We start from the raw sequence: 23417 nt of genomic DNA, 5'->3' as shown, positions 1-23417 counted from the left end.
GGGGTCAGGCGGCGCGGGGTTGCGCGATCGGGTAACCGATGACGTTGTGCCACAGGGCCTTCCATCTGGCTCGCCAATGCCAGTGGGCGGGTAGGTGCAGCATTGGTTTGCGGGCCGGGGCGGCGAAGCGGGCCGGGATGTTGATCAGGTCGCGGCGCAGGGTAGCCCCGCGGGCCACGGCATGGTGGCCACCGGCGAGGGTGCCGACGGCGCGCAGCAGGTTATGGGCGATCACCGCGCAGGCCAGCCAGGCGCAGTTGGCCGCGAACAGCCCCGACGGGATGTGTGCCAGTGGGCCGTCGATTAAATCGGCGAAGGTGGTTTCGATGATGGCGTGGCGTCGGTGGGTGATATCGGCCTGGTCGACCGGCAGCGCGGAGTTGGTGACAAACGGGTGATAGCGCCACACCGGAAACAACGCATCCAGGTGGCGGGCGTCTTTGACCCGGCGCACTACCAGCCGCACGGTCAGTGTTCGGCCGCGGGCCAGGCGCAGGGTGTAGGGGGTTTCGGCGACCTGGGCATCGGAGATCAACGCCCCGGTGTCGGGGTCTTCGACCGCGCCCGGGTAGTGCACCGGGGTCCAGGCGGCCTCGTCGATGGCGGCGATCGCGGCGTTGATGCGCTTGTTGCGGCTGATCGACAGGGAGAATTCGGCGCCTCGCTGAATGCAGGTGGTGATCACTTTCTTGGTGCCAAACATTGAGTCGCCGCGCACCAGGATCGGCGCGTCGGGGTTGATCGCTTTCGCGGTGGTGATCGCCTGCTTGAGCTGGTATGCGGCACCGCGCCCGGAGGCGGCTTTGCCGCTCCGTAGCTGCGCCTCGGCGATCACCGGCGCGGCGGTCGCCGTGGAGATGGTGGTGATCTGTGGGGACAGGCCCAGCCGCAGCAGCGCGCGGCTGGCGATCTTGGCATGACCGAAGGAGGCGCCCTGCTTGGCGTGGCCGTAGACCGGGCGCAGCAGCGAGTCGATGTCCAAAAACATCCGCTCGTCGGCGCCAGCCAGCAGCGGGGTGCGCGCCGCCAGTGCGATCAGATGCTCGCGGGCCACTGCGGCGAGTTGTTTGGTATGCCCGAAGGTGAACTCGCGCAAAAAGATCCCCAACGTCGATGGGGCATATACCTCGTTGAACACCCGGGGTGTGCCGCCGGCGCGCAGCACATTGGCATCATCGATGCTGTCCGCGCCGCACATCATCCCGGCGACGATCGAGGTCAGCTTGCCAGCCGGGTTGACCGCGCCGGACTTCACCCGAGTCGACGGCAGATCCACGCGCTCGTTGATCAATTCCGAAAGACCGGTCTGCTCAGCCAGTTCCAGCACTGGCACCAACCCGGCCGCCGACAGCAGATTCTGCTCGTCAAACACCGCCGATCCGGTGGTGAACGTATACGATGAGTGCATCGAAAGTGCCTTCCCGGACTATGGACAAATGCGGCCTCAGCACTCGTATTGTCCCAGTTCAGAAGGCATTTTCGCTGTTCACACGCCGATCAAATCACCGGAACCATCCACGGATTTAGGCTAAGGCGTGTCGTCATATCGAGCCCGATTCGAGGCTGTGGCCCGGGAGGAGTTCGGCAATGGCGCCTAGCGCGACGAAACTCAATAGTGCAGCGCTAGCAAACCTGCCGATCGCAGCACCCGACTATGACCGCAGCAGCATCCGTGTCGGTATCGCGCATCTCGGCACTGGTCATTTTCACCGGGCGCATCAAGCCATGTACATCGACCGGCTGTTGCGGCAAGGGCTCGCCCGCGAGTGGGGCATCTGCGGGGTGGGGGTGCTGAGGGCCGACCGGAGGATACGAGATGTGTTGCGCGCGCAGGACGGGCTGTACACGCTGGTGCTGGCGAACCCAGACGGCAGCCGTGACGCGCGGGTGATCGGCTCGATCGTGGACTACCGCTACGCGCCCGAAGACTGGGAAGGCGCCATCGACGTGCTCGCGGCGCCGAGCACCCGGATCGTCTCGATGACCATCACCGAGGGCGGATACAGCCCGGACGGCCCGGCGTTCGCGCTGCTCACTGAGGGTCTCGCTCGTCGCCGCGAGCGCGGCGTCACGTCACCGACCATCGTGTCCTGCGACAACATCGAAGACAACGGTAACCTCGCTCGGCGCACCGTCCTCGAGGCCGCCGCACGCCGTGATCGCGGCCTGGCCGATTGGATCGCCACCCACACCCGGTTCCCTAATTCCATGGTCGATCGGATCACCCCGGCCACGACGGCTGAGATCGTCTCGGATGTGCGCTGCGATTTCGGCGTCGACGACCGGTGGCCGGTGCTGGCCGAATCGTTTGCCGCGTGGGTGCTCGAGGACGACTTCGGCGACGGCAGGCCACCATTGGAACAGGCCGGTGTGCTGCTGGTCGACGACGTCAGCCCGTATGAGGCGATGAAACTGCGGCTGCTCAACGCCGGTCACCAGTGCCTGTGCTACTTCGCTTGGCTGTGCGGATACCGCTTCGTCCACGACGCGGCCCGCGACCCGTTGCTGGCCGGATTCCTCCTGGCCTATTTCGATTCCGAAGCCGCTCCCACGCTCAAACCGGTGCCTGGCATCGATCTCGGCGAGTACCAGCGGACGCTGATCGAGCGCTTCGCCAACCCCGGTGTGCGCGACACGATCGCCCGGTTGTGCGCCTACTCCTCGGACCGCATCCCGAAGTGGCTGCTTCCGGTGATCCGCGCCAACCTGGCCACCGGTGGGCCGATCCGGTTGGCGTCTGCGGCGGTGGCGGGGTGGGCGCGCTACGCCGAAGGTATCGACGAGTGCGGGCATCCGATCGAGGTCGTTGACCACCTTGCCGATGCGCTGGTGCCGATCGCGCGATCGCAGCGGACCAACCCGACCGCGTTCATCGAAAACACCGCGTTATTCGGCGATTTGGCGCAGCAGCCGCGTTTCGTCGCGGCCTACCGGTGGGCGCTGGATTCCTTGCACCGCAACGGGGTTCGGGCGACATTGAAAGCGCTGCTGTGATGAGCCGCGGACTGGTGATCGGGGAAGCGTTGATCGACGTCGTCGAGCGGGACGGGCGAATCACCGGGGAGTATGTCGGCGGCAGCCCGCTCAACGTCGCCGTCGGATTGGCCCGGCTCGGCCATGCCGTCGACTTCCTGACGCACATCGCCGACGACCCGGAGGGCCGCCGAATCGCTGACTACGTGAAATCCTCAGGCGCACAACTCCTTCCAGGAAGCACGGCTGCGTCCAGGACATCGAGCGCGCGGGTGAGGCTAGCCGACGGCGGGCTGGCCGACTACGTGTTCGACCTCGACTGGCAGCTTGCCGGTATCCCGACGGCAGCGCCACCGGTTGTGGTGCATACCGGCTCCATCGCCGCCGTGCGGGAGCCCGGCTGCCGGGCGGTGGCGGCGCTCGTCGACACATACCGGGTTTCGGGCACCGTCACGTTGGATCCCAATGTGCGACCGGCGCTAATCACCGACCGTGATGAGGCCCGCGAACGGCTCGAGCGCCTCGTCGAGCGCAGCGACGTCGTGAAGGCCAGCGAGGAAGACCTGCGCTGGGTCGATCCCGGCCGCACACCAGAGCAGATCGCGCGGACCTGGTTGGCGCTGGGCCCGTCGATCGTGGCGGTGACGACGGGTGCGCGCGGCGCATTCGCGGTGTGTGCAGCGGGCCGAGCGCAGGCGGCCGCGCGGCCGGTCGAGGTGGTGGACACGGTGGGCGCCGGCGACGCGTTCATGGTCGGCCTTATCGATTGGCTGTGGCGATCCGGGCTGTTGGGCGCTGACCGGCGCGAGCGCCTACGCAGGATCGGGGTTGACGCGCTGACCGCGGCGCTGCAGTCGGCGGCCGTGCTAGCGGCGTTGACCGTTGCCCGTGCCGGTGCTGATATGCCCGACGCGGCGGCCCGGGACGCCGCGGCCGAGCAGCGCTAGACGCTTAGTCGGCCGCTGCTGCGGGCATACTGGCGGTATGCGTTCCATCTGGAAGGGTTCGATCGCCTTCGGGTTAGTGAACGTCCCTGTCAAGGTGTACAGCGCCACCGAGGACCACGACATCAAGTTCCATCAGGTGCACGCCAAGGACAACGGACGGATCCGCTACCAGCGGGTGTGCGAAGTGTGCGGTGAAGTCGTCGAGTACCGCGATGTGGCGAGGGCATACGAATCCGACGACGGCCAGATGGTGGTGATCACCGACGAAGATCTCGCGACGCTGCCGGAAGAGCGCAGCCGAGAAATCGAAGTGCTCGAATTCGTCCCAGCCGGCGATCTCGACCCGATGATGTATGACCGCAGCTATTTTTTGGAACCAGACTCGAAAACCACGAAATCCTATGTGCTGCTGGCGAAAACACTCGCCGAGACCGATCGGGTAGCGATCGCGCACTTCACGCTGCGCAACAAGACACGCCTTGCGGCGTTGCGGGTCAAGGACTTCAGCAAGCGTGAGGTGATGGTTGTCCACACGTTGTTGTGGCCCGACGAGATCCGTGACCCCGACTTCCCGGTGCTCGACAAGAAGGTCGAAATCAAACCCGCGGAGCTCAAAATGGCGGGACAGGTGGTCGAGTCGATGGCCGTGGATTTCAATCCCGACCGCTACCACGACGACTACCAGGAGCAGCTGCGCGAGCTAGTCGAAGCCAAACTGCAAGGCGGCCAAGCGTTTACAGCTGAAGAGCAGCCGACCGAACTAGACGAGACCGAAGACGTATCCGATCTGCTGGCCAAGCTGGAAGCCAGTGTGAAGGCGCGTTCCGGCGACGGAAAACCACCCGCGGAAAAGACGGCCGCCAAGAAGGCCCCGGCGAAGAAGGCCGCCAAGACGACGGCCAAAAAAGCGCCTGCCAAGAAGGCACCGGCGAAAAAGCCGCGCGCCAAAGCTGGAACTCGGTCCTAGATACGTCGCGCGTCAGCGTTTGAGCTTGCCGTCGCGCACGTCGGTTAACGCGTCCTCCAGCGTCTGGTACAGCGGAAAAGCCTCGTCGAGTCCGGTCAGCTGAATCGGCCGCCTGGTCGCCGGGCCGCGGGCCACGACCGCGAACGGCGCTGATTTGCTGACTTCCTCATGGGTGGCGGCCAGTAGCCGAAGGCCGGCCGACGCCAGGAATTCGACCGCGGTGAGGTCGATGACCAGTCCCGCCGGATTGTCGGCGATCACACTACTGATGGCGTCTTCCAGGGCGGGGATGGTGACCAGATCGACTTCACCGGCCACAGCGAGCACGACGACGCCGTCGCGATTCCCAATCGAGATGGAGATCGGATCCGTAGCAGACAACGGCCATCCTTATCCGGCGGTCGATCGCTCTTTGCTGAACGGTCCGAGCCTAATCCGTGGTTTCGCAGCGGAAAAATCATACTTCAGCAGATCCGCCGCCGGTCCTCAAGCTACTCTCTGCAGGGGCTTGAGGTTTTGCGCAGCGAGCGGATGCCGGGAGGTTAGATGTCTGATTCTCCGACAGACTTGGCGACCACCGCCGCCGCCACCCAGGCAGCCGGTATCTCCAGCGAGGGTCTGCTGCCACAGCTGGTCCAGCACTTGCGCCAAAACCGAACCGCGCTACGCGAAGAGTGGGCGCGCCGGATCACCGAGGCCGAACTGCTCACCGCGATGACGCCGGAGGAGCTGTTCTCGGAAGCCACCGCCGTCTACGACAACTACGTCGAGGTGCTCGAGACCGGAAGCGTCGAAGCGCTGCAGGCCTACGCCCGCGACCTGTCCGAGCGGATCATCCCGCGGGGCGTGGAGACCGACGAAGTCGTCGGCATCGTGCTGCTATTGCGTGACGTGCTCGCGCGCTCGCTGTTCGAGAAATACCAATCGGACTTCGACCTGCTCAACCGGGTGCTCGACGCCTACGAGCCGGCCGCCAACCGCATCGCCAACACGGTGGCGGTCAGCTTCGTGCAGGAACGCGAGCGGATCATCCGCCAGCAGCAGGAGGCGATCCGCGAGCTGTCCACCCCGGTGCTCCAAGTCCGCGAGCAACTGCTGATCCTGCCGATCATCGGTGTTCTCGACAGCCAGCGCGCCCGGCAACTCACCGAACAGCTGTTGCGGGCCATTCGCAACAACCGCGCCAAGGTCGTGGTCATCGACATCACCGGTGTGCCGACCATCGACTCCACCGTGGCCAATCACCTGGTGCAGACCGTCGACGCGTCGGGGCTGATGGGTGCGAGCGTGATCATCACCGGGCTTTCGTCGGAGATCGCGCTGACGTTGGTGACGATCGGGCTAGACCTGTCGAAGATGAACGCGGTCGGCGACCTGCAGGGCGGTATCGAGGAGGCGGAACGCCTGCTGGGCTACGAAGTGACCCGCACCGGCGAACAGAGCGGATAACGGTGAATTCCACGGGGGTTACTGGGAGTTTCGCATGCCAGTACCCATCCTGAAGCAGGGCGCGATTCTGATCGCCACGGTCCAAGCCGCGCTCACCGACTCCGACACCGAGCGGCTGCGGCAGGACCTCATGGAACGGGTCAATCGGTTCCGGGCGCAGGGCATCATCGTCGACGTCACCGCGATCGACGTGATGGACTCCTTCGCCGCCCGGTCACTGCGCACGATCGCGCACATGACCCGGCTGCGCGGCGCTGACACCGTGATCGTCGGCCTGCAACCCGAGGTCGCCTTTGCGATGGTGCAGCTTGGGCTCGCCTTCGACGGTATGCACACCGCGCTGGACCTCGAAGAGGGACTGGCCCTGCTGAACGGACGGCTCGCGCGCCGAAGAGCGACCATTGGACGCGACAGTGGCGGATGAGATCGTCGTGGACGTGGGCCATCCCGATGACATCGTCGCCGCACGTCAGGCAGTGCATAAACTCGCCCGTGATCTCGGGTTCTCGTTAACCGACGTCACCATGATCGCCACCGCGATCTCCGAAATCGCCCGCAACATCACCAGCTACGCCGGTAGCGGGACGATTCGGCTTGCCGTCCAGGATCGGGACGGCCGAACCGCGCTCGTGGTGCGCGCCGAAGACGAAGGCCCGGGGATCACCGACGTCGACCGGGCGCTCGAGGACGGCTATTCGACCGGCCGCGGGCTAGGGCTGGGCCTGCCCGGTGCGCGCCGCCTGATGGACCGGTTGATCGTGGAATCCACGCCGGGTCGGGGAACACTCGTCGAAATGTGGAAATGGGTTCCGGCCGGTGCGTGAACACGGTCGACTGGGGCCGATCGAGTGGGCGGCAGCGGGACGCCCACGACCGGGAGAGCAAGTTTGCGGAGACCATCAGGTGGCGGTCGAACTCGGCGATGATGCCGCCCTGTTCGCCGTGCTGGACGGGCTCGGTCACGGCACCGAAGCCGCCGCCGCGGCGTCGCGTGCCGTGGAGGTGCTGCGCGGTTCGCCCGCCGAGCCGCTCGAAGCCTTGGTCCAGCTTTGCCACCACGCCTTGGCGGACACCAGAGGCGTCGCCATGACGTTGGCGAGGATCGATTTCGAGGCCAGCGTGCTGCACTGGACCGGAGTGGGAAACGTCGCCGCCAACCTGGTGGCCAAGGCGCCCAGCGGCATCGACGTCCGCTCCAGCGCACGTCTTTCCGGTGGCATCGTGGGCTACCGGCTACCAGAAATCCCGCCGCTTCAACCGGTTTCGATTCGCCCCGGCGATCTGCTGATCATCGCCAGTGACGGTATTGACGAAAACCACCTCGACAGCATCGATTTCGCCGCATCGGCAACGACGATCACTGAGCGGATTTTGGATAGGCACGGCAAGAATACCGACGACGCACTGGTGCTTGCCGCGCGACACCGAGGCTTCCCGCCATGACCGACCCGGCGGAGTTTCACGCCCGTTATGCCGACGCGCTGCGCGCCCACCTGCAGGAACGCGGCGAAGCCAGCCTGGCCGTCGGCCACGAGCTGGGCCGCCAAGCGCTGCAGGACCGGATCAGCATGCTCGACATCATCGAGAACCACTTCCAGCTGGTCGAAGAACTGTCGAAGAACTCGCACTTCGACGCGCCCGCCGCACTGCAATTCTTGCTGCAGACGCTTGCTGCCCTCGACGTCGCGACTCGCGGATTCCTCGACAGCGCAAGGCGTTACGAGGAACAGCGAGCCCGCGCCGACCGGCTCGCCGACCGCGACGAGTTCCGCAGCGCGTTGGTGAACTCTTTGCAGGAGGGGTTCTTCGTGGCCGATCACCGGGGCGCAGTCATCGAGATCAACGACGCGTTCGCCGAAATCACGGGCTACACCGCCGACGGTTTGCCCTATCAGTGGCCGCACCCGTGGTTGGTCGACCGCAAAGCGGCCAATCACCAGCAAGCCCTGCTGGTCCAAGGCGGCAGCGTGGCCTACGAGACGCCGATCCGGCATCGCGACGGCCACCTGACGTGGGTAGCGGTAAGCATCAATGCGGTGGCCGAATACGCTGCCGAAAAAGACGTGTACGTCGGGACCATTCGCGACATCACCGCGCAGCGGGCCTTCGCGGCGCGCGAGAGCGCGGTGTTGCGGCTAGCGACGGCCGTGAGCGTGGCCAAAAACGTCGACGAGGTGCTCTCGATCACCCTCGACGAATGCCGGATGGCTCTCGATGTGCAGCGGGTGATCGCGGTCATGTGGCCGACCAACGGCGGCGAGCCCACCATTCGAGTAGCCGGCGAGCCGGCCGAGTCGAGCTGGCGCGAGCTCGATCCGTTGCTGCGCCAGACGTTTGAAACGGCGCGGCATCAACTGCCGCTGACCGTCCAGACGGTCGAATGGGCCGATACGCCGGGCAAGTCACGCGGTGTCATCGCGGTGCTCTCCGGTGCCGGCGACGTCGCGCTGTGGTTGGAGCTGCGGGTACCCCGCTGGATCAGCGCGGAGGATCGGCTGCTGGTCACCGTGCTCGTCGGTCACCTCGGCCTGGCGATACAGCATGTGCGGCAGTTCGAAACCGCCCGCAACACTTCGCTGACGTTGCAGCGCGCGATGCTGCCGAGCATGCAGCCTCCGGCCGGTTTCGCGGTTCGTTACGAGCCCGCTGTCCCGCCGCTGGAGATCGGCGGCGACTGGTACGACGTGCTGTCGCTTGGCGAGGGCCGAATCGGCATCGTGGTGGGTGACTGCGTGGGCCGCGGCCTGCCCGCCGCCGCGGTGATGGGTCAGTTGCGCAGCTCGGCGCGTGCTCTGTTGCTGACCGGAGCCGAACCCGCGTTGCTGCTCGAAGACCTCGACGCGGCGGCTGAGGTGATTCCGGGCGCGTACTGCACGACGGTGTTCTTGGGCATCCTCGACACCGAAACCGGGGTGCTGCGCTACAGCAGCGCAGGTCACATGCCGGCGCTGTTCGCGACGCCGGACGCCGGGACAACGTTGCTGGCCGAGGCCCGGTCGGTGCCGCTGGCGGTGCACCGCGATCACCCCCGGCCGCAAGCCTCCCAGGCGTTGCCGCCCGGCTCGACGCTGATCGTGTTCACCGACGGCCTTGTCGAACGCAAACACGAGCCGATCGATGCCGGGATCGCACGCGTGGCCAAGGTGTTGACGGACAACAGGGATTTGCCCGTCGACCATCTCGCCGACGCGGTGGTGCGTGAGCTGGCCCCGGCAGCCGGATACGACGACGACGTCGCCATGGTGGTGTACCGGCGCCCCCAGGCGGCGCTGCGACTCGAAACCGGTGCCGCCGCAGCGGAGCTGGCCGGCGTGCGGGATCGGCTCACGGCGTGGCTTGAGTCGTGCGCCGTCCCAGGGCCGCTGATCGCCGATGTCGTGCTCGCCGTCTACGAGGCGTGCGCCAACAGCGCCGAACATGCGTATCAGGGACTGAGCACCGGACAGGTGCGCGTCGACGTCGACATCGCCGGCGGCGAAATCCGCGCGCGGGTCGCCGACTCCGGCTCCTGGAAGACACCGCCGCCGGAGCCCGGGCGTCGCGGGCAGGGCCTGAAATTGATCAACGCGGTCAGTGACCGGGTTGAGCTGGACAGCGGTGAATCGGGAACGACGATCACGATGAGCTTTCGGCTACCGCCGGCGGAGTCGAATTAGAACACGTTCCAGAAAGCGGCCAATCCTGTTACGGTGTCGCCCGTGATCCTTGACAGCTTTCGACTCGACGACAAAGTCGCCATCGTCACCGGCGCCGGTCGCGGATTGGGTGCGGCCATCGCCGTAGCGTTCGCCGAGGTGGGCGCCGACGTCGTCATCGCGTCCCGAACGCAATCCCAGCTCGAGGCGGTCGCTGAGCAGGTGCGTGGGACCGGGCGGCGTGCTCACGTGGTGGCCGCCGACCTGGCCCACCCGGAGGCGACCGCGCAGCTGGCCGGCCAGGCCGTCGACGCGTTCGGGAAACTAGACATCGTCGTCAACAACGTCGGCGGCACCATGCCCAACACGCTGCTGACCACGTCGACCAAAGACCTCAAAGACGCGTTCACCTTCAACGTCGCGACCGCGCACGCGTTGACCACCGCGGCGGCGCCGCTGATGCTGGAACACTCCGGCGGCGGCAGCATCATCAACATCACCTCGACCATGGGCCGACTGGCCGGACGAGGTTTCGCCGCCTACGGCACCGCGAAAGCCGCGCTGACCCACTACACCCGGCTGGCCGCGCTGGATCTGTGCCCACGCATCCGGGTCAACGCCATCGCGCCGGGCTCAATCGTCACCTCGGCCCTGGACGTGGTGGCCTCCAACGAGGAGCTGCGAAGACCGATGGAACAGGCGACACCCCTGCGCCGCCTCGGCGACCCCGCCGACATCGCTGCCGCCGCAGTGTATTTGGCTTCTCCGGCCGGTGGCTTTTTGACCGGCAAGATCCTCGAGGTCGACGGCGGCCTCACCTTCCCCAACCTCGACCTCTCGATCCCGGACCTGTAGACCATGGCCATTCGCGTCGCCCAGATCGGCACCGGCAACGTCGGCGCTCATGCGCTCAAAGCGCTGATCACCAACCCGGAATTCCAGCTCACCGGTGTGTGGGTGTCCTCGCGGTCCAAGGCGGGCAAGGACGCGGGTGAGCTTGCCGGACTTGCGGACTCGACCGGCGTACACGCCAGCACCGACCTCGACGCGGTGCTGGCAACCGGGCCGCAATGCGCGGTCTACACCGCGATGGCCGACAACCGGCTACCCGAAGCCCTCGACGACTACCGGCGCATCCTGGCCGCCGGGGTCAACGTCGTCGGCAGCGGTCCCGTCTTCTTGCAATACCCGTGGCAAGTGATCCCCGAAGAACTCATTGCACCGTTGGAAGAAGCAGCGCGCCAAGGTAATGCGAGCCTCTTTGTCAACGGGATCGACCCTGGTTTTGCCAACGACCTGCTTCCGCTCGCGTTGGCGGGCACCTGCCAGAGCATCCAGCAGGTGCGTTGCATGGAGATCGTCGACTACGCCACTTACGACAGCGCCGTCGTCATGTTCGACGTGATGGGCTTCGGCAAACCGCTCGATGACACTCCGATGCTGCTGCAGCCGGGAGTGCTGAGCATGGCGTGGGGCTCGGTGGTGCGCCAGCTTGCCGCCGGGCTGGGCATCTCGCTCGACGAGGTCACCGAGCACTACACGCGGGAACCGGCGCCCGAAAACTTCGACATTGCCTGCGGCCATATCCCCAAGGGCAGCGCCGCAGCGCTGCGCTTTGAGGTGCTCGGCATGGCCGGCGGCCAGCCCGCAGTGGTGCTCGAACACGTGACCCGGTTGCGCGACGACCTGTGCCCGGATTGGCCGCAGCCTGCCCAGCCCGGCGGCTCCTACCGCATCGAGATCACCGGTGAGCCGTCCTACGCGGTAGACATCTGCCTGAGCAGCCGCCGCGGCGATCACAACCACGCTGGGCTGGTGGCAACCGCGATGCGCATCGTCAACGCGATTCCCGCCGTGGTGGCCGCACCGGCCGGTATCCGCACCACACTGGACTTACCGCTGGTCACCGGGCGGGGCCTCTACGCGCCCGGCTAACCTGGCTTGATCAGTCGAGGTCGGCGAAAGTCGGTTAGTTGGCGCAGAACACCCTGACACAGGCCAAAACAGGCTGGTATCTGCTCGGGCCAGCATTCGTCGCCGCCATCGCCTACGTCGACCCCGGCAACGTCGCAGCTAACGCCAGCTCCGGCGCCCAGTTCGGCTACTTGCTGCTGTGGGTGATCGTCGCCGCGAACCTGATGGCCGGGCTGGTGCAATACCTGTCGGCGAAGCTGGGGCTAGTCACCGGGCGCTCGCTGCCCGAGGCCGTCGGTCAGCGGATGAACCGACCCGCCCGGCTGGCCTACTGGGTGCAGGCCGAACTGGTGGCCATGGCCACCGACCTGGCCGAAGTCGTCGGCGGGGCGATCGCACTGCGCATCTTGTTCCACCTGCCGCTGCTGGTCGGCGGGCTGATCACCGGGGTCGTGTCGCTGCTGCTGCTGGCCATCCGAGACCGGCGCGGCCAGCGCTTGTTCGAGCAACTGATCACCGGCTTGCTGTTGCTCATCGCGATCGGCTTCACCGCCAGCTTCTTCGTCGCCACACCGCCGCCGGGGGCGGTGCTCGGCGGGCTGGTGCCCCGCTTCGACGGCACCGAAAGCGTGCTGCTGGCCGCTGCGATCCTGGGCGCCACTGTGATGCCGCACGCCGTCTACCTGCATTCGGGTCTGGCCCGCGACCGGCACGGGCATCCCGACGCGGGACCGCCCCGGCGCTGGCTGCTGCGGGTCACCCGCTGGGATGTCGCGCTGGCGATGATGGTCGCGGGCGGCGTCAACGCCGCCATGCTGCTGGTGGCCGCGCTCAACATGCAGGGCCGCGGCGGCACCGGTTCCATCGAGGGCGCCTACGCCGCCGTGCGCGACACCGTAAGTCCGCTGATCGCCGTGTTTTTCGCCATCGGGTTGCTGGTGTCGGGTTTGGCTTCGGCGTCGGTGGGCGCGTATGCCGGCGCCATGATCATGCAGGGATTGCTGTACCGGTCGGTGCCGATGCTGGCGCGCCGACTGGTCACGTTGACACCGGCCATGCTGATCCTGGCGTGGGGTTTCGACCCGACCCGCGCGCTGGTGTTGTCCCAAGTGGTGCTGTCGTTCGGTATACCGTTCGCGCTGTTTCCGCTGGTGCTGCTGACCAGCAATCGCGCGGTGATGGGCGCCGACACCAACCACCGCGCCACCACCGCCGCCGGCTGGGCGGTCGCGCTGATGATTAGCCTGCTTAATGTGATGTTGGTGTACCTGACGGTGAGAGGCTGACCGCCGGTGCGCCGACACGCCTACTTCGCGTACGGGTCGAACCTGTGCGTGCGACAAATGTCGCGTCGCTGTCCTGACGCTGCCGAGCCGCGCCCGGCAATGCTGGCCGACCACGAGTGGCTGATCAACCAGCGCGGGGTGGCCACCGTCGACCCGTTCGCCGGGGGTCACGTGCACGGTGTCTTGTGGCAGGTCTCCGATGATGACCTGAGCGCGTTGGACAGCGCCGAGGGCGTGCCGGTGCGTTACCGTCGCGATCGGCTCAGCGTGCATACCGACGACGGGCCCGCTTCGGCGTGGGTCTACGTCGACCACCGGGTAACCCCCGGGGCGCCTCGGCCCGGCTACCTGGAGCGCATCATCGACGGCGCAGTGCATCACCGGTTGCCCCCACGCTGGATCGAGTATCTGCGCCGGTGGGATCCATCCCGATGGCCGCGCCCGTCTGTCTCGAATGCTATTGTGCCGCAGTCGTTTTCAGAATTGCTGTCCGATCCGGGTGTTATCGAGGTCAGCCGGTTGCGTTCGCGGTTCGGCTTTTTAGCCATTCACGGCGGCGGCCTGGAGCAGATGACCGACGTGATCGCCCAACGCGCCGCCGACGCCGCCGGCGCGTCGCTGTATCTGGTGCGTCACCCGCAGCGGTATCCGCATCATCTGTCCTCGGTTCGGTTCCGGCCGGACGAATCGCCGCGGCTTGCCGAGTTCCTCGGCCACGTCGACGTCGCGGTTTCGCTGCATGGCTACGCCCGCTTCGGGCGCAGCACGCAGCTGCTGGCCGGGGGGCGCAACCGCGCCCTGGCCATCCACCTGGCCCGCCACCTCAACCTGCCGGGTTACCAGATCGTCACCGAACTGCATGCCATCCCGCGCGAGCTTCGCGGTCTGCATCCGGACAACCCGGTCAACCGGGTGCGCGACGGCGGAGCCCAGTTGGAGCTGTCGGCGCGGGTGCGCGGCATCAGCCCGCGCAGTCCACGCCCGGACGACGATGCAGGCGCAAACGGCCCGAGAAGGAGCCGGGGACTTGAGCCTGAGCCCGACGGGCTGTCACCGGTGACCTCGGCGCTGGTGCGGGGCCTGGTGGCGGCGGCGAGATCGTGGAAGACCGGACGTTGACGTACGCGGAGGTTGCTATGAGCAGGGCCTTTCGTTTCGGAGTGGGCATCCACTCGATCAAAAACCCCGGCGCGCTGCGTGAGAAGGTCCGCCGGCTAGAAGGATTCGGGTTCGACGTCCTCAATGTGCCCGACCATCTCGGCGCACCGGCCCCGTTCCCTGCCCTCGCCGCCGTCGCAGCGTCCGCGACGACGGCGCGGGTGGGCACCTATGTGCTCAACGCGTGCTTCTACAAGCCGGCCCTACTGGCCCGTGACGCGGCAGCACTGGAGGTGCTCAGCGAAGGCCGCTTGGACCTGGGCCTTGGCGCCGGCTACGTGCGGGAAGAATTCGAGGCCGCTGAAATTCCCTATCCGAGCGCCCGCGAGCGCGTCGACTATCTCGAGCACGTCACGGCCTATCTGCGGGAGCACCTGCCCCGCGTGCCGATCCTCATCGCCGGCAACGGCGACCGGCTGCTGACGGTGGCGGCCCGTCACGCCGACATCGTCGGCCTCACCGGCGCCAACCCGCGCGGCTTCGGCGACCCACTGGCCGAACGTGTCGAGTTCATCCGGGCCGTCGCCGGTGACCGGTTCGGCAATCTGGAGCTCGACCTGGCGATCACCGCGGTGCCGACCGACAACTCCGGCAGGCCCAACCTGTCGCTGACCCGCCGGTATGCGCCACACCTCTCCGACGAGGAGTTGATGGCGCTGCCCGCGGTGCTCAGCGGGTCACCCCGCGACATCGCCGACACACTGCGGCGCTACCGCGACGTCTACGGGCTGACCTCATTCAGCGTGCAGGCTGGCCACGCCGAAGGTTTCTCGAAGGTGATCGCCGAACTGCGGTGAGCTGATCCTCGCCGGGCGTTCGTTGAACTATCGGAAACCCGCACTCGTACCTACGGTATGCGCGCGCCACCGCGCGGCGGAGTCCGGCTGGCCGGGGTCAGCAAGACCTACGGCGAGGGCGCTGCTGCGGTGCACGCGTTGCAAAAAGTCGATCTCGACGTCGCGCCAGGCACGATGGTAGCGGTACTGGGTCCAAGCGGATCGGGCAAAACCACCTTGCTCAACGTCATCGGCGGCATCGAATCGGCCGATTGCGGAACGGTGATGGTTGCCGGACAAGACATTTCCAGTTGCCGACCGCGCGATCTGGGCGCTTTTCGCCGGACACATGTCGGGTTCGTGTTCCAGTTCTTCAACCTGATTCCCACCCTCACCGCATACGAGAACGTGCAGGCGGTTATCGAGCTGACAGGCCGGGGAGACCGCGGCCGCGTGCTGGATCTACTTGCCGCTGTTGGCCTGTCGGATCGCGCCGCTCACTTCCCCGCGCAACTCTCGGGCGGCGAACAGCAACGGGTCGCCATCGCCCGAGCGCTGGCCACCGACCCGGACCTGGTGCTCGCGGACGAACCGGCCGGTGCGCTCGACGTCGCGACGGGCCGACAGGTTCTGCAGTTGTTGCAACAGACCAGCCGCGCCGGGCGCGGGGTCATGATGGTGACTCACAACGAGGCAGTCGCCCAGATCGCCGATCAGGTAATGCGGTTGCGTGACGGCGCCATCGTGTCGGTGGACTACAACACCGCACCGGCCGACGCCGCAACTATCAACTGGTGAGGTGCCGTAGTGGTTAGCGCCTTGCACAAGAAGGCTTTTCGCGGACTACACCAGAGGTGGCCGCAGGCAACCGCGATCGGCATGACCGTGATGCTGGGAGTGTTGCTCTTTGTCGCCAGTTACGATTCTTTTCGCAACGTTCAAGCATCGTATGACCGCACTTACGCTCGAACACACTTCGCCGATCTGACCGTGACCGATGACGATTCGGACGCGATCGCAACCGCGGTCCGTCACACCGGCGGCGTCCGCCGCGTCGTCACCCGAACTCAAGCCGATCGGCCGATGACAATCAACGGCACAAAACTGGTCGGCCGTGTCGTCGGAATGACGTCGTTAAAAGATCACGGAATCAACGACATCGACCTCACCGACGGGCAACTGCCCGATCCCGCCCGCGACGACCAGGTGCTGGCGGAACGTCACACCGCCGACACCTTCGGCCTGTCGGTATGCAAACATGTCCGGGTTTTCGACGGCACCCAGTGGCGTGACATGACCATTTGTGGTGCGGCGCGATCACCGGAATATCTGTGGCCCGCGCGAAACCGCCAAGACATTTTGGGCGACCCGCACACGTTCGCGGTGCTATTCGCGGCCGAACCGCTCGCCCGTGCGTTGTCGGCGCGCGCGACGCCCAACCAGGTGCTGATCGAAATTGCCAGCGGTGCAACGCAATCCGATCAAAACCAGGTCGCTGGCGTGTTGCGTTCGGCCGGTGCGGTGGATATCCAGGACCGACGCGATCAACCGTCGGATGCCGCGCTGCGGGAAAACTTCAACGGCTTCTCGGTGATGGCGATCGGATTTCCGGTGTTGTTTCTATCCGCCGCGGCGATCGCCGGTTACGTGTTGATCACCCGCCTGGTCCACACCGAACGACCGATCATCGGTACTCTGCTTGCCCTGGGCGCGCGCCGCGGCGCCGTCGTCGCGCACTACTTGTGGCACGGTGCGCTTATCACCGCCGTCGCGGTCGTGGCTGGAGTGCTCGCCGGGTGGGTGGCCACTTCCGCGTACACCACGCTCTATGCGTCTTTGCTTGGACTCCCGGACATTGTCATCGAACACCGGATCCCCACCGCTGTCGTCGGTGTGGTTCTGGGACTGGCCACCGGAGTGATCGCGGGACTGGCACCGGCGATCGGCGCCGCCCGGACCGCTCCCGCCGAGGCGATGCGCGGCGACCACCGTCAGCCGCTTCGGGCGGGTCTGCTGGCGCGGCTATCGGTGCGGTGGACGCTGCTGCCGGTCGCGGCGCGGATGGCGCTTCGGTCCCTGACCCGCAGCCGGCGCCGCACCGCCGCCACGATGCTCGGGGGCGTACTGGCTCTTGTGCTGATCCTCGCCTCGGCGGGCATGCTGACCAGCGTGCGTGCGATGCTCGACATCCAGTTCCGCTGGATCCAACGTCAGGACGCCACCGTGTTGACCGCTCAGGGCGCCAATGATGTTGGCGCGCAACTACGATCAGTGCCAGGCGTGGCGATCGCCGAGCCGGCGACCATAGTGCGGGTCACCGTCGCCGCCAACGGCCACACGTATCCGACGTCACTTACCGGGTTCCAACCCGCGACGGTCATGCACGGGTTTCGTACCCCGGACGGCGTCGCGCGCACGCTGCCATCCGACGGGATCCTTGCCGGCGCTGCGCTCGCCGACAAACTGGGGGTGCGCGTCGGCGATGACATCACCGTCATGGCCCCCGCCGGACCCTCGCGGCATGTTCGCCTCGCCGGATTGGTCGACGAACCATTGGGTACCGCGGTGTATGCGACAAACGCCGTGGCCCGATCGATCACCAACACCGAACCCGACGGCTACTTGCTGCGCTTCGACGGCGGCATCGATCGCAATCAGGTGCGCGCTGCCGTCACCGGGCTCAGCGGCGTGGTCGCCTACACCGACGCCCACGCGGTCGCCGACCAAATCGAGAGCTATCTCGTCATCTTCTGGGTGTTCGCAGGCGGCATGCTGGTGCTGGGCGCGTTGCTCGCGTTCACGGTCATCTACGTGACCATGACAGTCAACTTGGCCGAACGGACCAGCGAACTCGCCACCCTGCGCGCCGTCGGCGCGCCCATTCGCCGACTCACCGCCGCGGTGGCCGTCGAGAACATCGCCGCGATCGTGCTTGCCGTGCCCATCGGTCTCGCCGGCGGGATTGCCGCCGGATGGCTGTTCCTGCACTCGTACAACAACGACCTGTTCAATCTCCATTTTTCCGTCGGCGCGGCAGTGCTAATCGTTGCCGCGGGCGCCGTCATCGTCACCGCAGCTGTCTCCCAGTTCCCAGCGGCGCGCCTCATCAAACGCGTTGACGTCGCGCGAGTTATCAGGGAGCGGGCCCAATGACGGCAACACCCTGACAGCAACGAGCTTGTTGAACGCCAGCTGTGTGCTCTCCGTGTCCCTAGTGAAGGGCAGCTTGGGGAGTGTCACGGTGACCATGGGGCAGCAAACCGGCCTGTCGAGACGCGATCGCGTCCGCGCCACACTGCGCGACTATCTGGCCCTGACCAAGCCGCGGACCATCCACCTCGTGGTGGGGGCGGTCCCGGCGATGCTGCTGGCCGAGCGCGGCACCGTGCATCCGGTGGTGCTGCTCAATACCGTGGTCGGCGGGATGCTGGCCGCGGCGGGGGCCAACACACTGAATTGCGTTGCCGACGCCGACATCGACAAGCTGATGAAGCGCACCGCGCAGCGCCCGCTGGCCCGCGCCGCAGTGCCGAAGCGTCATGCGCTGGCGTTCGGGCTTGCGCTCAGCGCCGGTTCGGTCCTGTGGCTGTGGCGGACCACGACCATGCTGGCCGGCCTGCTGGCGGTGGCGACGATCGCGTTCTACGTGTTGATCTACACGATGCTCGTCAAGCGTCGCACGTCCCACAACGTGGTCTGGGGCGGTGCCGTCAACGGCATGCCGGTGATGATTGGCTGGGCGGCAGCCACCGGCACCATTGCATGGCCGGCAGTCGTGATGTTTGCGATCGTCTTTTTCTGGACCCCGCCGCATAGCTGGGCCTTGGCCATGCGCCACACCGACGACTATCGGGCCGCCGGCGTACCCATGCTGCCCGCCGTGGCGACCGAACGTCATGTCAGCAAGCAGATCCTCGTCTACACCCGGCTGACGGTGCTTGCGACGCTCCTGGTCACGCTGGCCACCGGATGGTTGTACGGCGCCATCGCGGTGCTCGGCGCGGTATGGATCCTTGTCAGTGCCCGCCAACTGCACGCCCGGGTGCGTCGCGGCGAGTCCGCTGATCCGATGCGGCTGTTCCAGCGATCGAATACCTATCTCGCGGTGGTGTTCTGCGCGCTGGCAGTGGATTCGGCGCTGGCGCTGCCGACGCTGCCGACGCGCTGACCGGCTGGGCGCAGCACCAATGAAATCCCGGGGATCGGACAACCGAGTGGTCCGCAGCGACGACGAGCAACTGATCCTCGTCGACGTCCATGACCGCGAAATCGGCTTCCTGGCCAAGGCCGACGCCCATCGGGGCAGCGGCACACTACACCGCGCGTTCTCGCTCTTCGTGTTCAACCCGGCGGGCCACCTGCTCGTTCAGCAGCGTGCGAACAGCAAACGCCTCTGGCCTGGTTACTGGTCCAACAGTTGCTGCTCGCATCCTCGCCGCGGCGAGACGATGAACCGCGCGATCCACCGCCGGTTGTGGGAGGAACTCGGCCTGCGCGCGGAGTTGCAGTTCCTGTTCAAATTCCGCTACCACGCGCAGTACGACCGACAAGGCGCCGAGCACGAGCTGTGCTGGGTCTACGCCGGTCGCACCGCCGAGCAGCCGCGGCCAAACACCGACGAAATCGCGCATTGGCGCTACGTTGCGCCGCACACGCTGCAAACCGAGATCGCTAGCGCGCCACACACTTTCACACCATGGTTCAAGCTTGAATGGGCGCGCATGGTGCGGATCTGGCCCCGACTGCTCGACACCGGTCGGTGAACCGGCGGTGGGCACGCACCGTTACCACGGTATGGACGTTTCCCACAGGGCCCGTTCCGACCAGCGCGCGACCGTGACCGTCGATCGCGACGGCATCATCCGTCAATGGGGTGCCGCGGTCACCGAGCTCCTGGGTCATTCCGCCGACGACGCGCTCGGGCGAAGCCTCAACGTCGTCATCCCACCGGCTTTCCGGCCGGTGCACTGGTGGGGTTTCGACCGGGCCATGAAAACCGGCCATATGGACGGCGGCATGCTCAAGCTGCCCGCCCTGTGCAAGGACGGTCGTATTGTCGTGGCCCACACGGTAATCGAGTTGATACCCGCCGAGGGCGATGGTGCTAACGGCGCCGTCGTGACATTCGTAGGCCTCGGGCCCCGATGGCAAGGCAAGGCGTGGCAAACTGCCCTCGCACCGATCAACGTTGCGCGCCGAATGGGCCAGCGGCTTCGAGGGACTCACTCTTGATCTCGGCCGGCTGGCAACCTTGACCGCCGCCACCTGAGGCACGAGCGAGCGCGTCGACGGTCTGTGGGTCGAGCGCGAACAACTCACGCAGCGCCGCGGCGTAGCTGTCGCCGCCGGGGGCGCTGGCCAACTGCTTGACCCGCACCGTCGGCGCGTGCAGCAATTTGTCGACCACCCGCCGCACCGCGCGGGCGATTTCGTCACGCTGCACGCTGTCTAGGCCGGGCAGCCGGTGCTCCAAGCACAACAATTCCGCTTGCATGACATCGGCCGCACGCTGACGCAGCGCGGTGACGGTCGGGGCGACCGCGGCCATCCGCTGGCTAGCGAAGTAACTTGCGACTTCTTGAGCGACGATTCGACGCGCGGCTTCGGTGTCGGCGGCCGCGGCGTGTGCTGAGGGCTCACGTTGCACCTGAGCCAAGTCGATGACGAAGACGCCCGGCAGTCCCGCCACAGCGGGCTCGACGTCGCGGGGCATGCCGAGGTCACAGATCACCACCGGCCGCTGACGGCAGCGACAGCCCAGGTGTGCATCGGCCACCGTCACCACCGGGCGCAGGGCGCCGGTACACGACACCACCACTTCGGCATCTGCCAGCGCCGTCGAGATTTGCTCGAGGACTCCAGCGTCGGCGTCCACGCCGCGTTGCGACAGCTTGTGTGCCAAGCGCTGCGCGCGGGACGGCGACCGGCTGACGACGTGGATACGCTGCACACCTGCCCGCACCAAATGTGTGGCCGACAACGCCCCCATGGAACCGGCACCGACGATCGCGGCGACGCGCCCGTCCAGCCCGCCCAACCGGACGTCGGCCATACTCAGCGCGACCGACACCACCGAGGCGCCAGTGGCATCGATCCCGGTCTCCGAGTGCACCCGCTTGCCCACCGACAGCGCGCGCTGGACCAGTTCATGCAAGACGCGCCCGACGGTGCGGTTGGCCTTGGCGGCCGCGTACGCGCGGCGCACCTGGCCCAGCACCTGTTGTTCACCAACTACCGCGGAATCCAAACCACTGGCCACCGCGAACAGGTGCTCGACGGCTGCTTCGGCGTAGCGCACATAGGCGTACTGAGTCACGTCCCGCAGCGACATCCCGGAGTGTTCGGAGAGCACCTGGCCGATCACCGAAAGCCCACCGTGGAAGGCTTCAACCACGGCGTATACCTCGACGCGGTGGCAGGTGGACAGCACCAAAACCTCGGTCACCAGCGGTGACTGCAAGACCTGTTCCGCGATCTTGGCCTGTCCCGACCTGCCGGTGCTCAATTGCTCGAGCACCGACACCGGCGCGCTGCGGTGCGAAATCCCGAACAGCAACACGCTCACGGACTGACTCAGCCTTTCCGCGGTGACTTCGCCAACACCTACCGAGGACACGATGTGGCGCTGAGCTCAGTTCGACGCAGTGCGACAAGCGCCGCATGGGCCTGGTCATGCCGACTACACTCACACCGGCTACAGCCCGACCATGTGCGAAACCGCCGGGAACGGCTACGTTTGAACAGGTATTCAACGACGTTCGCGGCCCTCGTAGCTCAGGGGATAGAGCACGGCTCTCCTAAAGCCGGTGTCGCAGGTTCGAATCCTGCCGAGGGCGCCGAATTCTTTGTCTGCAGATCAACGGCGGTTTTACTGCCACGACAGCCCGTCAGTCGCCGCGGGTGTCGACGACGCGCTGCGCGATTTCGGCCAGCCGGATATTCATGGCCTGGGATAACTCGCGCAGCATGTCGAATGCGCGCACGGCATCGACATCGAAGCGCTCCATGAGAATGCCTTTCGCCTGACCGATGACATCCCTGCTGTTCAGCGCCGACCGAAGCTGCTCACCGTGCCGGCTGGCCATGATTGCCGCCGCGGCATGCGCGCCGAGCACTGAGCCGATTGCTTCGGATTCCGCGTTGAATACGTGGGGTTGCAAGCCGAAGACGTTCAACGCGCCCGCGCTGCGGTCACCCGCGTAGAGCTTGTACGACAGACAGCTGCGTACTCCGATTTCGCTGACTGCACGCGAAAAATTCGGCCATCTGGGCTCTTTGGTGAAATCATCTGTGCGGAGCATTAATTCGTCATGTGCGGCGTCCACACACGGACCTTCGTTGTACTTTGCTTGCAGCTCATCGAGTTTGTAGACCAGGTCGGAGGTACCGAACAGCGACTGGAACTTGCCGCCCGGCGCGATCAAGAGCACCCCGGCCGTATCCGCGCCGGGTATCAACTCGACTGCAGCGTCTGTTACTCGCATGAGGACGTCTTCGACGTCGCGCGGCGGTGCGATGGAGCGGGCCAGTTCTGCCATGCGAACCGCCAGCTCATGATTCGACAGTTCGACCATACGCTGGGGCTTCCCTGCCCGCGTCGCGTTAAACCGCATCAAACGCGCGGGCACGTGACTGGGAGCATGTTTGTCGATCGCGGCTGATGGCAATGCGCCCCAAAGGTGGACGGGTAGGTCGGCCTGCACGTCCACTTAGGTCTCGTCGGTTCAGCCCGAGAGCCGGCGGGACCGCCTCCAGCTGCTCCCACTAGTCGTGACGCCGGCCGAGTGCCGACACCAATGCCCACATCGAACAACCCACGGCACCAGCCGCGCCAGCCGCGCCAAGATACAAGCCGTAGCCGGCTGACACCGGCGGCTTGACATTGATGTCGTAATACCACCATGTCAGCGCCGCGATAAGCAGCGAAATGAGCAGCGCCGCAGCCGAAGCGAGCCTGGCTGAAAGGCCACGGCCAACCATCGCACCCGCCACCACCAGCGTCGACGACAACAGCACGATCAGCTGGCCGGCACCGAATCCGGGTGGTAACCGTAGGCTGCCAATGCTGCCTCCGATGGCGCTGGCCCAGCCTCCGCCGTTGACCGACGTCGTGAGCCACGGCAGCCAGGTGCTGAGCGCCACGATCGCGCCGAACAAGGCGACCAGCCAACCAGGGCGCACGCGGCGGCTCATGGTTTCGACCCTAACTTCGCACCGCCGCGGTCCCCGCCCGGCACACGCGGGAAGCACGTGAGTCGCCAGGTCTTAGGGTGGGTCGCAAGACCTTGACGGCTGCATCTCAGGGGGCGGCG

23 protein-coding genes and 1 tRNA gene are annotated in these 23417 nt (G+C 66.3%); 19 read left to right on the top strand and 5 right to left on the bottom strand.

Annotated elements, in window-relative coordinates; genetic code table 11:
* Window positions 1–4: 4 nt before the first annotated feature.
* Window positions 5–1408, bottom strand: a complete 1404-nt coding sequence (locus MYXE_RS05885; RefSeq protein WP_085193969.1) for an IS1380 family transposase — start codon at window positions 1406–1408, stop codon at window positions 5–7.
* Between the two features lie 179 nt (window positions 1409–1587).
* Between MYXE_RS05885 and MYXE_RS05880 the strand changes: the two genes are divergently transcribed.
* The 3 genes from MYXE_RS05880 to ku are packed head-to-tail and all read left to right on the top strand — an operon-like array spanning window position 1588 to window position 4887.
* Window positions 1588–2994 (top strand): mannitol dehydrogenase family protein, encoded by a 1407-nt coding sequence (locus tag MYXE_RS05880; protein WP_085194605.1) that lies wholly within the window; start codon window positions 1588–1590, stop codon window positions 2992–2994.
* The gene (locus MYXE_RS05875; protein WP_085194607.1) at window positions 2994–3920 is read left to right on the top strand and encodes a carbohydrate kinase family protein; all 927 of its coding nucleotides are present in this window, start codon (window positions 2994–2996) and stop codon (window positions 3918–3920) included. The genes MYXE_RS05880 and MYXE_RS05875 overlap by 1 nt, the downstream gene beginning before the upstream one ends.
* A gap of 37 nt (window positions 3921–3957) precedes the next feature.
* Window positions 3958–4887, top strand: coding sequence for a non-homologous end joining protein Ku (gene ku / locus MYXE_RS05870; RefSeq protein ID WP_085194609.1), 930 nt, complete (start codon window positions 3958–3960; stop codon window positions 4885–4887).
* Between the two features lie 12 nt (window positions 4888–4899).
* Here ku and MYXE_RS05865 read toward each other — a convergent pair whose 3' ends face one another.
* On the bottom strand, window positions 4900–5268 hold the full coding sequence (locus tag MYXE_RS05865; RefSeq protein WP_085194611.1) for an STAS domain-containing protein: 369 nt from the start codon (window positions 5266–5268) through the stop codon (window positions 4900–4902).
* A 165-nt stretch (window positions 5269–5433) separates the two neighbouring features.
* On the opposite strand from MYXE_RS05865, the gene MYXE_RS05860 reads away from it, so the two are divergent.
* The 15 genes from MYXE_RS05860 (at window position 5434) to MYXE_RS05790 (ending at window position 20337) form a co-directional block, all read left to right on the top strand.
* Window positions 5434–6336: an STAS domain-containing protein gene (locus MYXE_RS05860; RefSeq protein ID WP_085194614.1), complete on the top strand. Its 903-nt coding sequence runs from the start codon at window positions 5434–5436 to the stop codon at window positions 6334–6336.
* A 34-nt stretch (window positions 6337–6370) separates the two neighbouring features.
* Entirely contained in the window at window positions 6371–6760 is a 390-nt protein-coding gene (locus MYXE_RS05855) for an STAS domain-containing protein (RefSeq protein WP_003922795.1), read from the top strand.
* Window positions 6750–7160: an anti-sigma regulatory factor gene (locus MYXE_RS05850; RefSeq protein WP_085194616.1), complete on the top strand. Its 411-nt coding sequence runs from the start codon at window positions 6750–6752 to the stop codon at window positions 7158–7160. Before MYXE_RS05855 ends, MYXE_RS05850 begins: the two co-directional genes overlap by 11 nt.
* Window positions 7153–7779, top strand: a complete 627-nt coding sequence (locus MYXE_RS05845; protein ID WP_039891173.1) for a SpoIIE family protein phosphatase — start codon at window positions 7153–7155, stop codon at window positions 7777–7779. The genes MYXE_RS05850 and MYXE_RS05845 overlap by 8 nt, the downstream gene beginning before the upstream one ends.
* Entirely contained in the window at window positions 7776–9992 is a 2217-nt protein-coding gene (locus MYXE_RS05840) for a SpoIIE family protein phosphatase (RefSeq protein ID WP_085194618.1), read from the top strand. Before MYXE_RS05845 ends, MYXE_RS05840 begins: the two co-directional genes overlap by 4 nt.
* Before the next feature lie 42 nt (window positions 9993–10034).
* Window positions 10035–10826 (top strand): SDR family oxidoreductase, encoded by a 792-nt coding sequence (locus tag MYXE_RS05835; protein WP_085194621.1) that lies wholly within the window; start codon window positions 10035–10037, stop codon window positions 10824–10826.
* 3 nt (window positions 10827–10829) lie between these two features.
* Window positions 10830–11906 carry an NAD(P)H-dependent amine dehydrogenase family protein gene (locus tag MYXE_RS05830; protein ID WP_003922790.1) on the top strand — a complete coding sequence of 359 codons (1077 nt, stop codon included), beginning with the start codon at window positions 10830–10832 and terminating at the stop codon, window positions 11904–11906.
* 38 nt (window positions 11907–11944) lie between these two features.
* The gene (locus MYXE_RS05825; RefSeq protein WP_003922789.1) at window positions 11945–13171 is read left to right on the top strand and encodes an Nramp family divalent metal transporter; all 1227 of its coding nucleotides are present in this window, start codon (window positions 11945–11947) and stop codon (window positions 13169–13171) included.
* A gap of 57 nt (window positions 13172–13228) precedes the next feature.
* Window positions 13229–14290 (top strand): poly-gamma-glutamate hydrolase family protein, encoded by a 1062-nt coding sequence (locus MYXE_RS05820; protein ID WP_050947798.1) that lies wholly within the window; start codon window positions 13229–13231, stop codon window positions 14288–14290.
* A 17-nt stretch (window positions 14291–14307) separates the two neighbouring features.
* On the top strand, window positions 14308–15126 hold the full coding sequence (locus MYXE_RS05815) for a TIGR03621 family F420-dependent LLM class oxidoreductase (RefSeq protein WP_003922787.1): 819 nt from the start codon (window positions 14308–14310) through the stop codon (window positions 15124–15126).
* Between the two features lie 57 nt (window positions 15127–15183).
* The gene (locus tag MYXE_RS05810; RefSeq protein ID WP_085194623.1) at window positions 15184–15903 is read left to right on the top strand and encodes an ABC transporter ATP-binding protein; all 720 of its coding nucleotides are present in this window, start codon (window positions 15184–15186) and stop codon (window positions 15901–15903) included.
* Window positions 15904–16095: 192 nt separating this feature from the next.
* A complete protein-coding gene (locus MYXE_RS05805) occupies window positions 16096–18258 on the top strand; it encodes an ABC transporter permease (RefSeq protein WP_332102221.1) in 2163 nt (720 codons plus the stop codon).
* A gap of 94 nt (window positions 18259–18352) precedes the next feature.
* On the top strand, window positions 18353–19273 hold the full coding sequence (locus MYXE_RS05800; RefSeq protein ID WP_085194689.1) for a heme o synthase: 921 nt from the start codon (window positions 18353–18355) through the stop codon (window positions 19271–19273).
* A 19-nt stretch (window positions 19274–19292) separates the two neighbouring features.
* Window positions 19293–19868 carry an isopentenyl-diphosphate Delta-isomerase gene (idi, locus tag MYXE_RS05795; protein ID WP_085194628.1) on the top strand — a complete coding sequence of 192 codons (576 nt, stop codon included), beginning with the start codon at window positions 19293–19295 and terminating at the stop codon, window positions 19866–19868.
* Between the two features lie 73 nt (window positions 19869–19941).
* Window positions 19942–20337: a PAS domain S-box protein gene (locus MYXE_RS05790; RefSeq protein WP_232061748.1), complete on the top strand. Its 396-nt coding sequence runs from the start codon at window positions 19942–19944 to the stop codon at window positions 20335–20337.
* Here MYXE_RS05790 and MYXE_RS05785 read toward each other — a convergent pair.
* Window positions 20288–21670 carry a glutamyl-tRNA reductase gene (locus tag MYXE_RS05785; RefSeq protein ID WP_085194629.1) on the bottom strand — a complete coding sequence of 461 codons (1383 nt, stop codon included), beginning with the start codon at window positions 21668–21670 and terminating at the stop codon, window positions 20288–20290. The genes MYXE_RS05790 and MYXE_RS05785 overlap by 50 nt on opposite strands.
* A 198-nt stretch (window positions 21671–21868) precedes the next feature.
* On the opposite strand from MYXE_RS05785, the gene MYXE_RS05780 reads away from it, so the two are divergent.
* Window positions 21869–21941, top strand: a tRNA-Arg gene (locus MYXE_RS05780).
* A 51-nt stretch (window positions 21942–21992) separates the two neighbouring features.
* On the opposite strand, the gene MYXE_RS05775 is transcribed toward MYXE_RS05780, so the two are convergent.
* On the bottom strand, window positions 21993–22679 hold the full coding sequence (locus MYXE_RS05775; RefSeq protein WP_085194631.1) for a GAF and ANTAR domain-containing protein: 687 nt from the start codon (window positions 22677–22679) through the stop codon (window positions 21993–21995).
* A gap of 190 nt (window positions 22680–22869) precedes the next feature.
* Entirely contained in the window at window positions 22870–23298 is a 429-nt protein-coding gene (locus MYXE_RS05770; protein WP_003922779.1) for a hypothetical protein, read from the bottom strand.
* Window positions 23299–23417 lie beyond the last annotated feature (119 nt).

Source organism: Mycobacterium xenopi, from assembly GCF_009936235.1.
Lineage (GTDB): Bacteria > Actinomycetota > Actinomycetes > Mycobacteriales > Mycobacteriaceae > Mycobacterium > Mycobacterium xenopi.
This window is presented reverse-complemented; position numbering and strand designations above follow the sequence as displayed.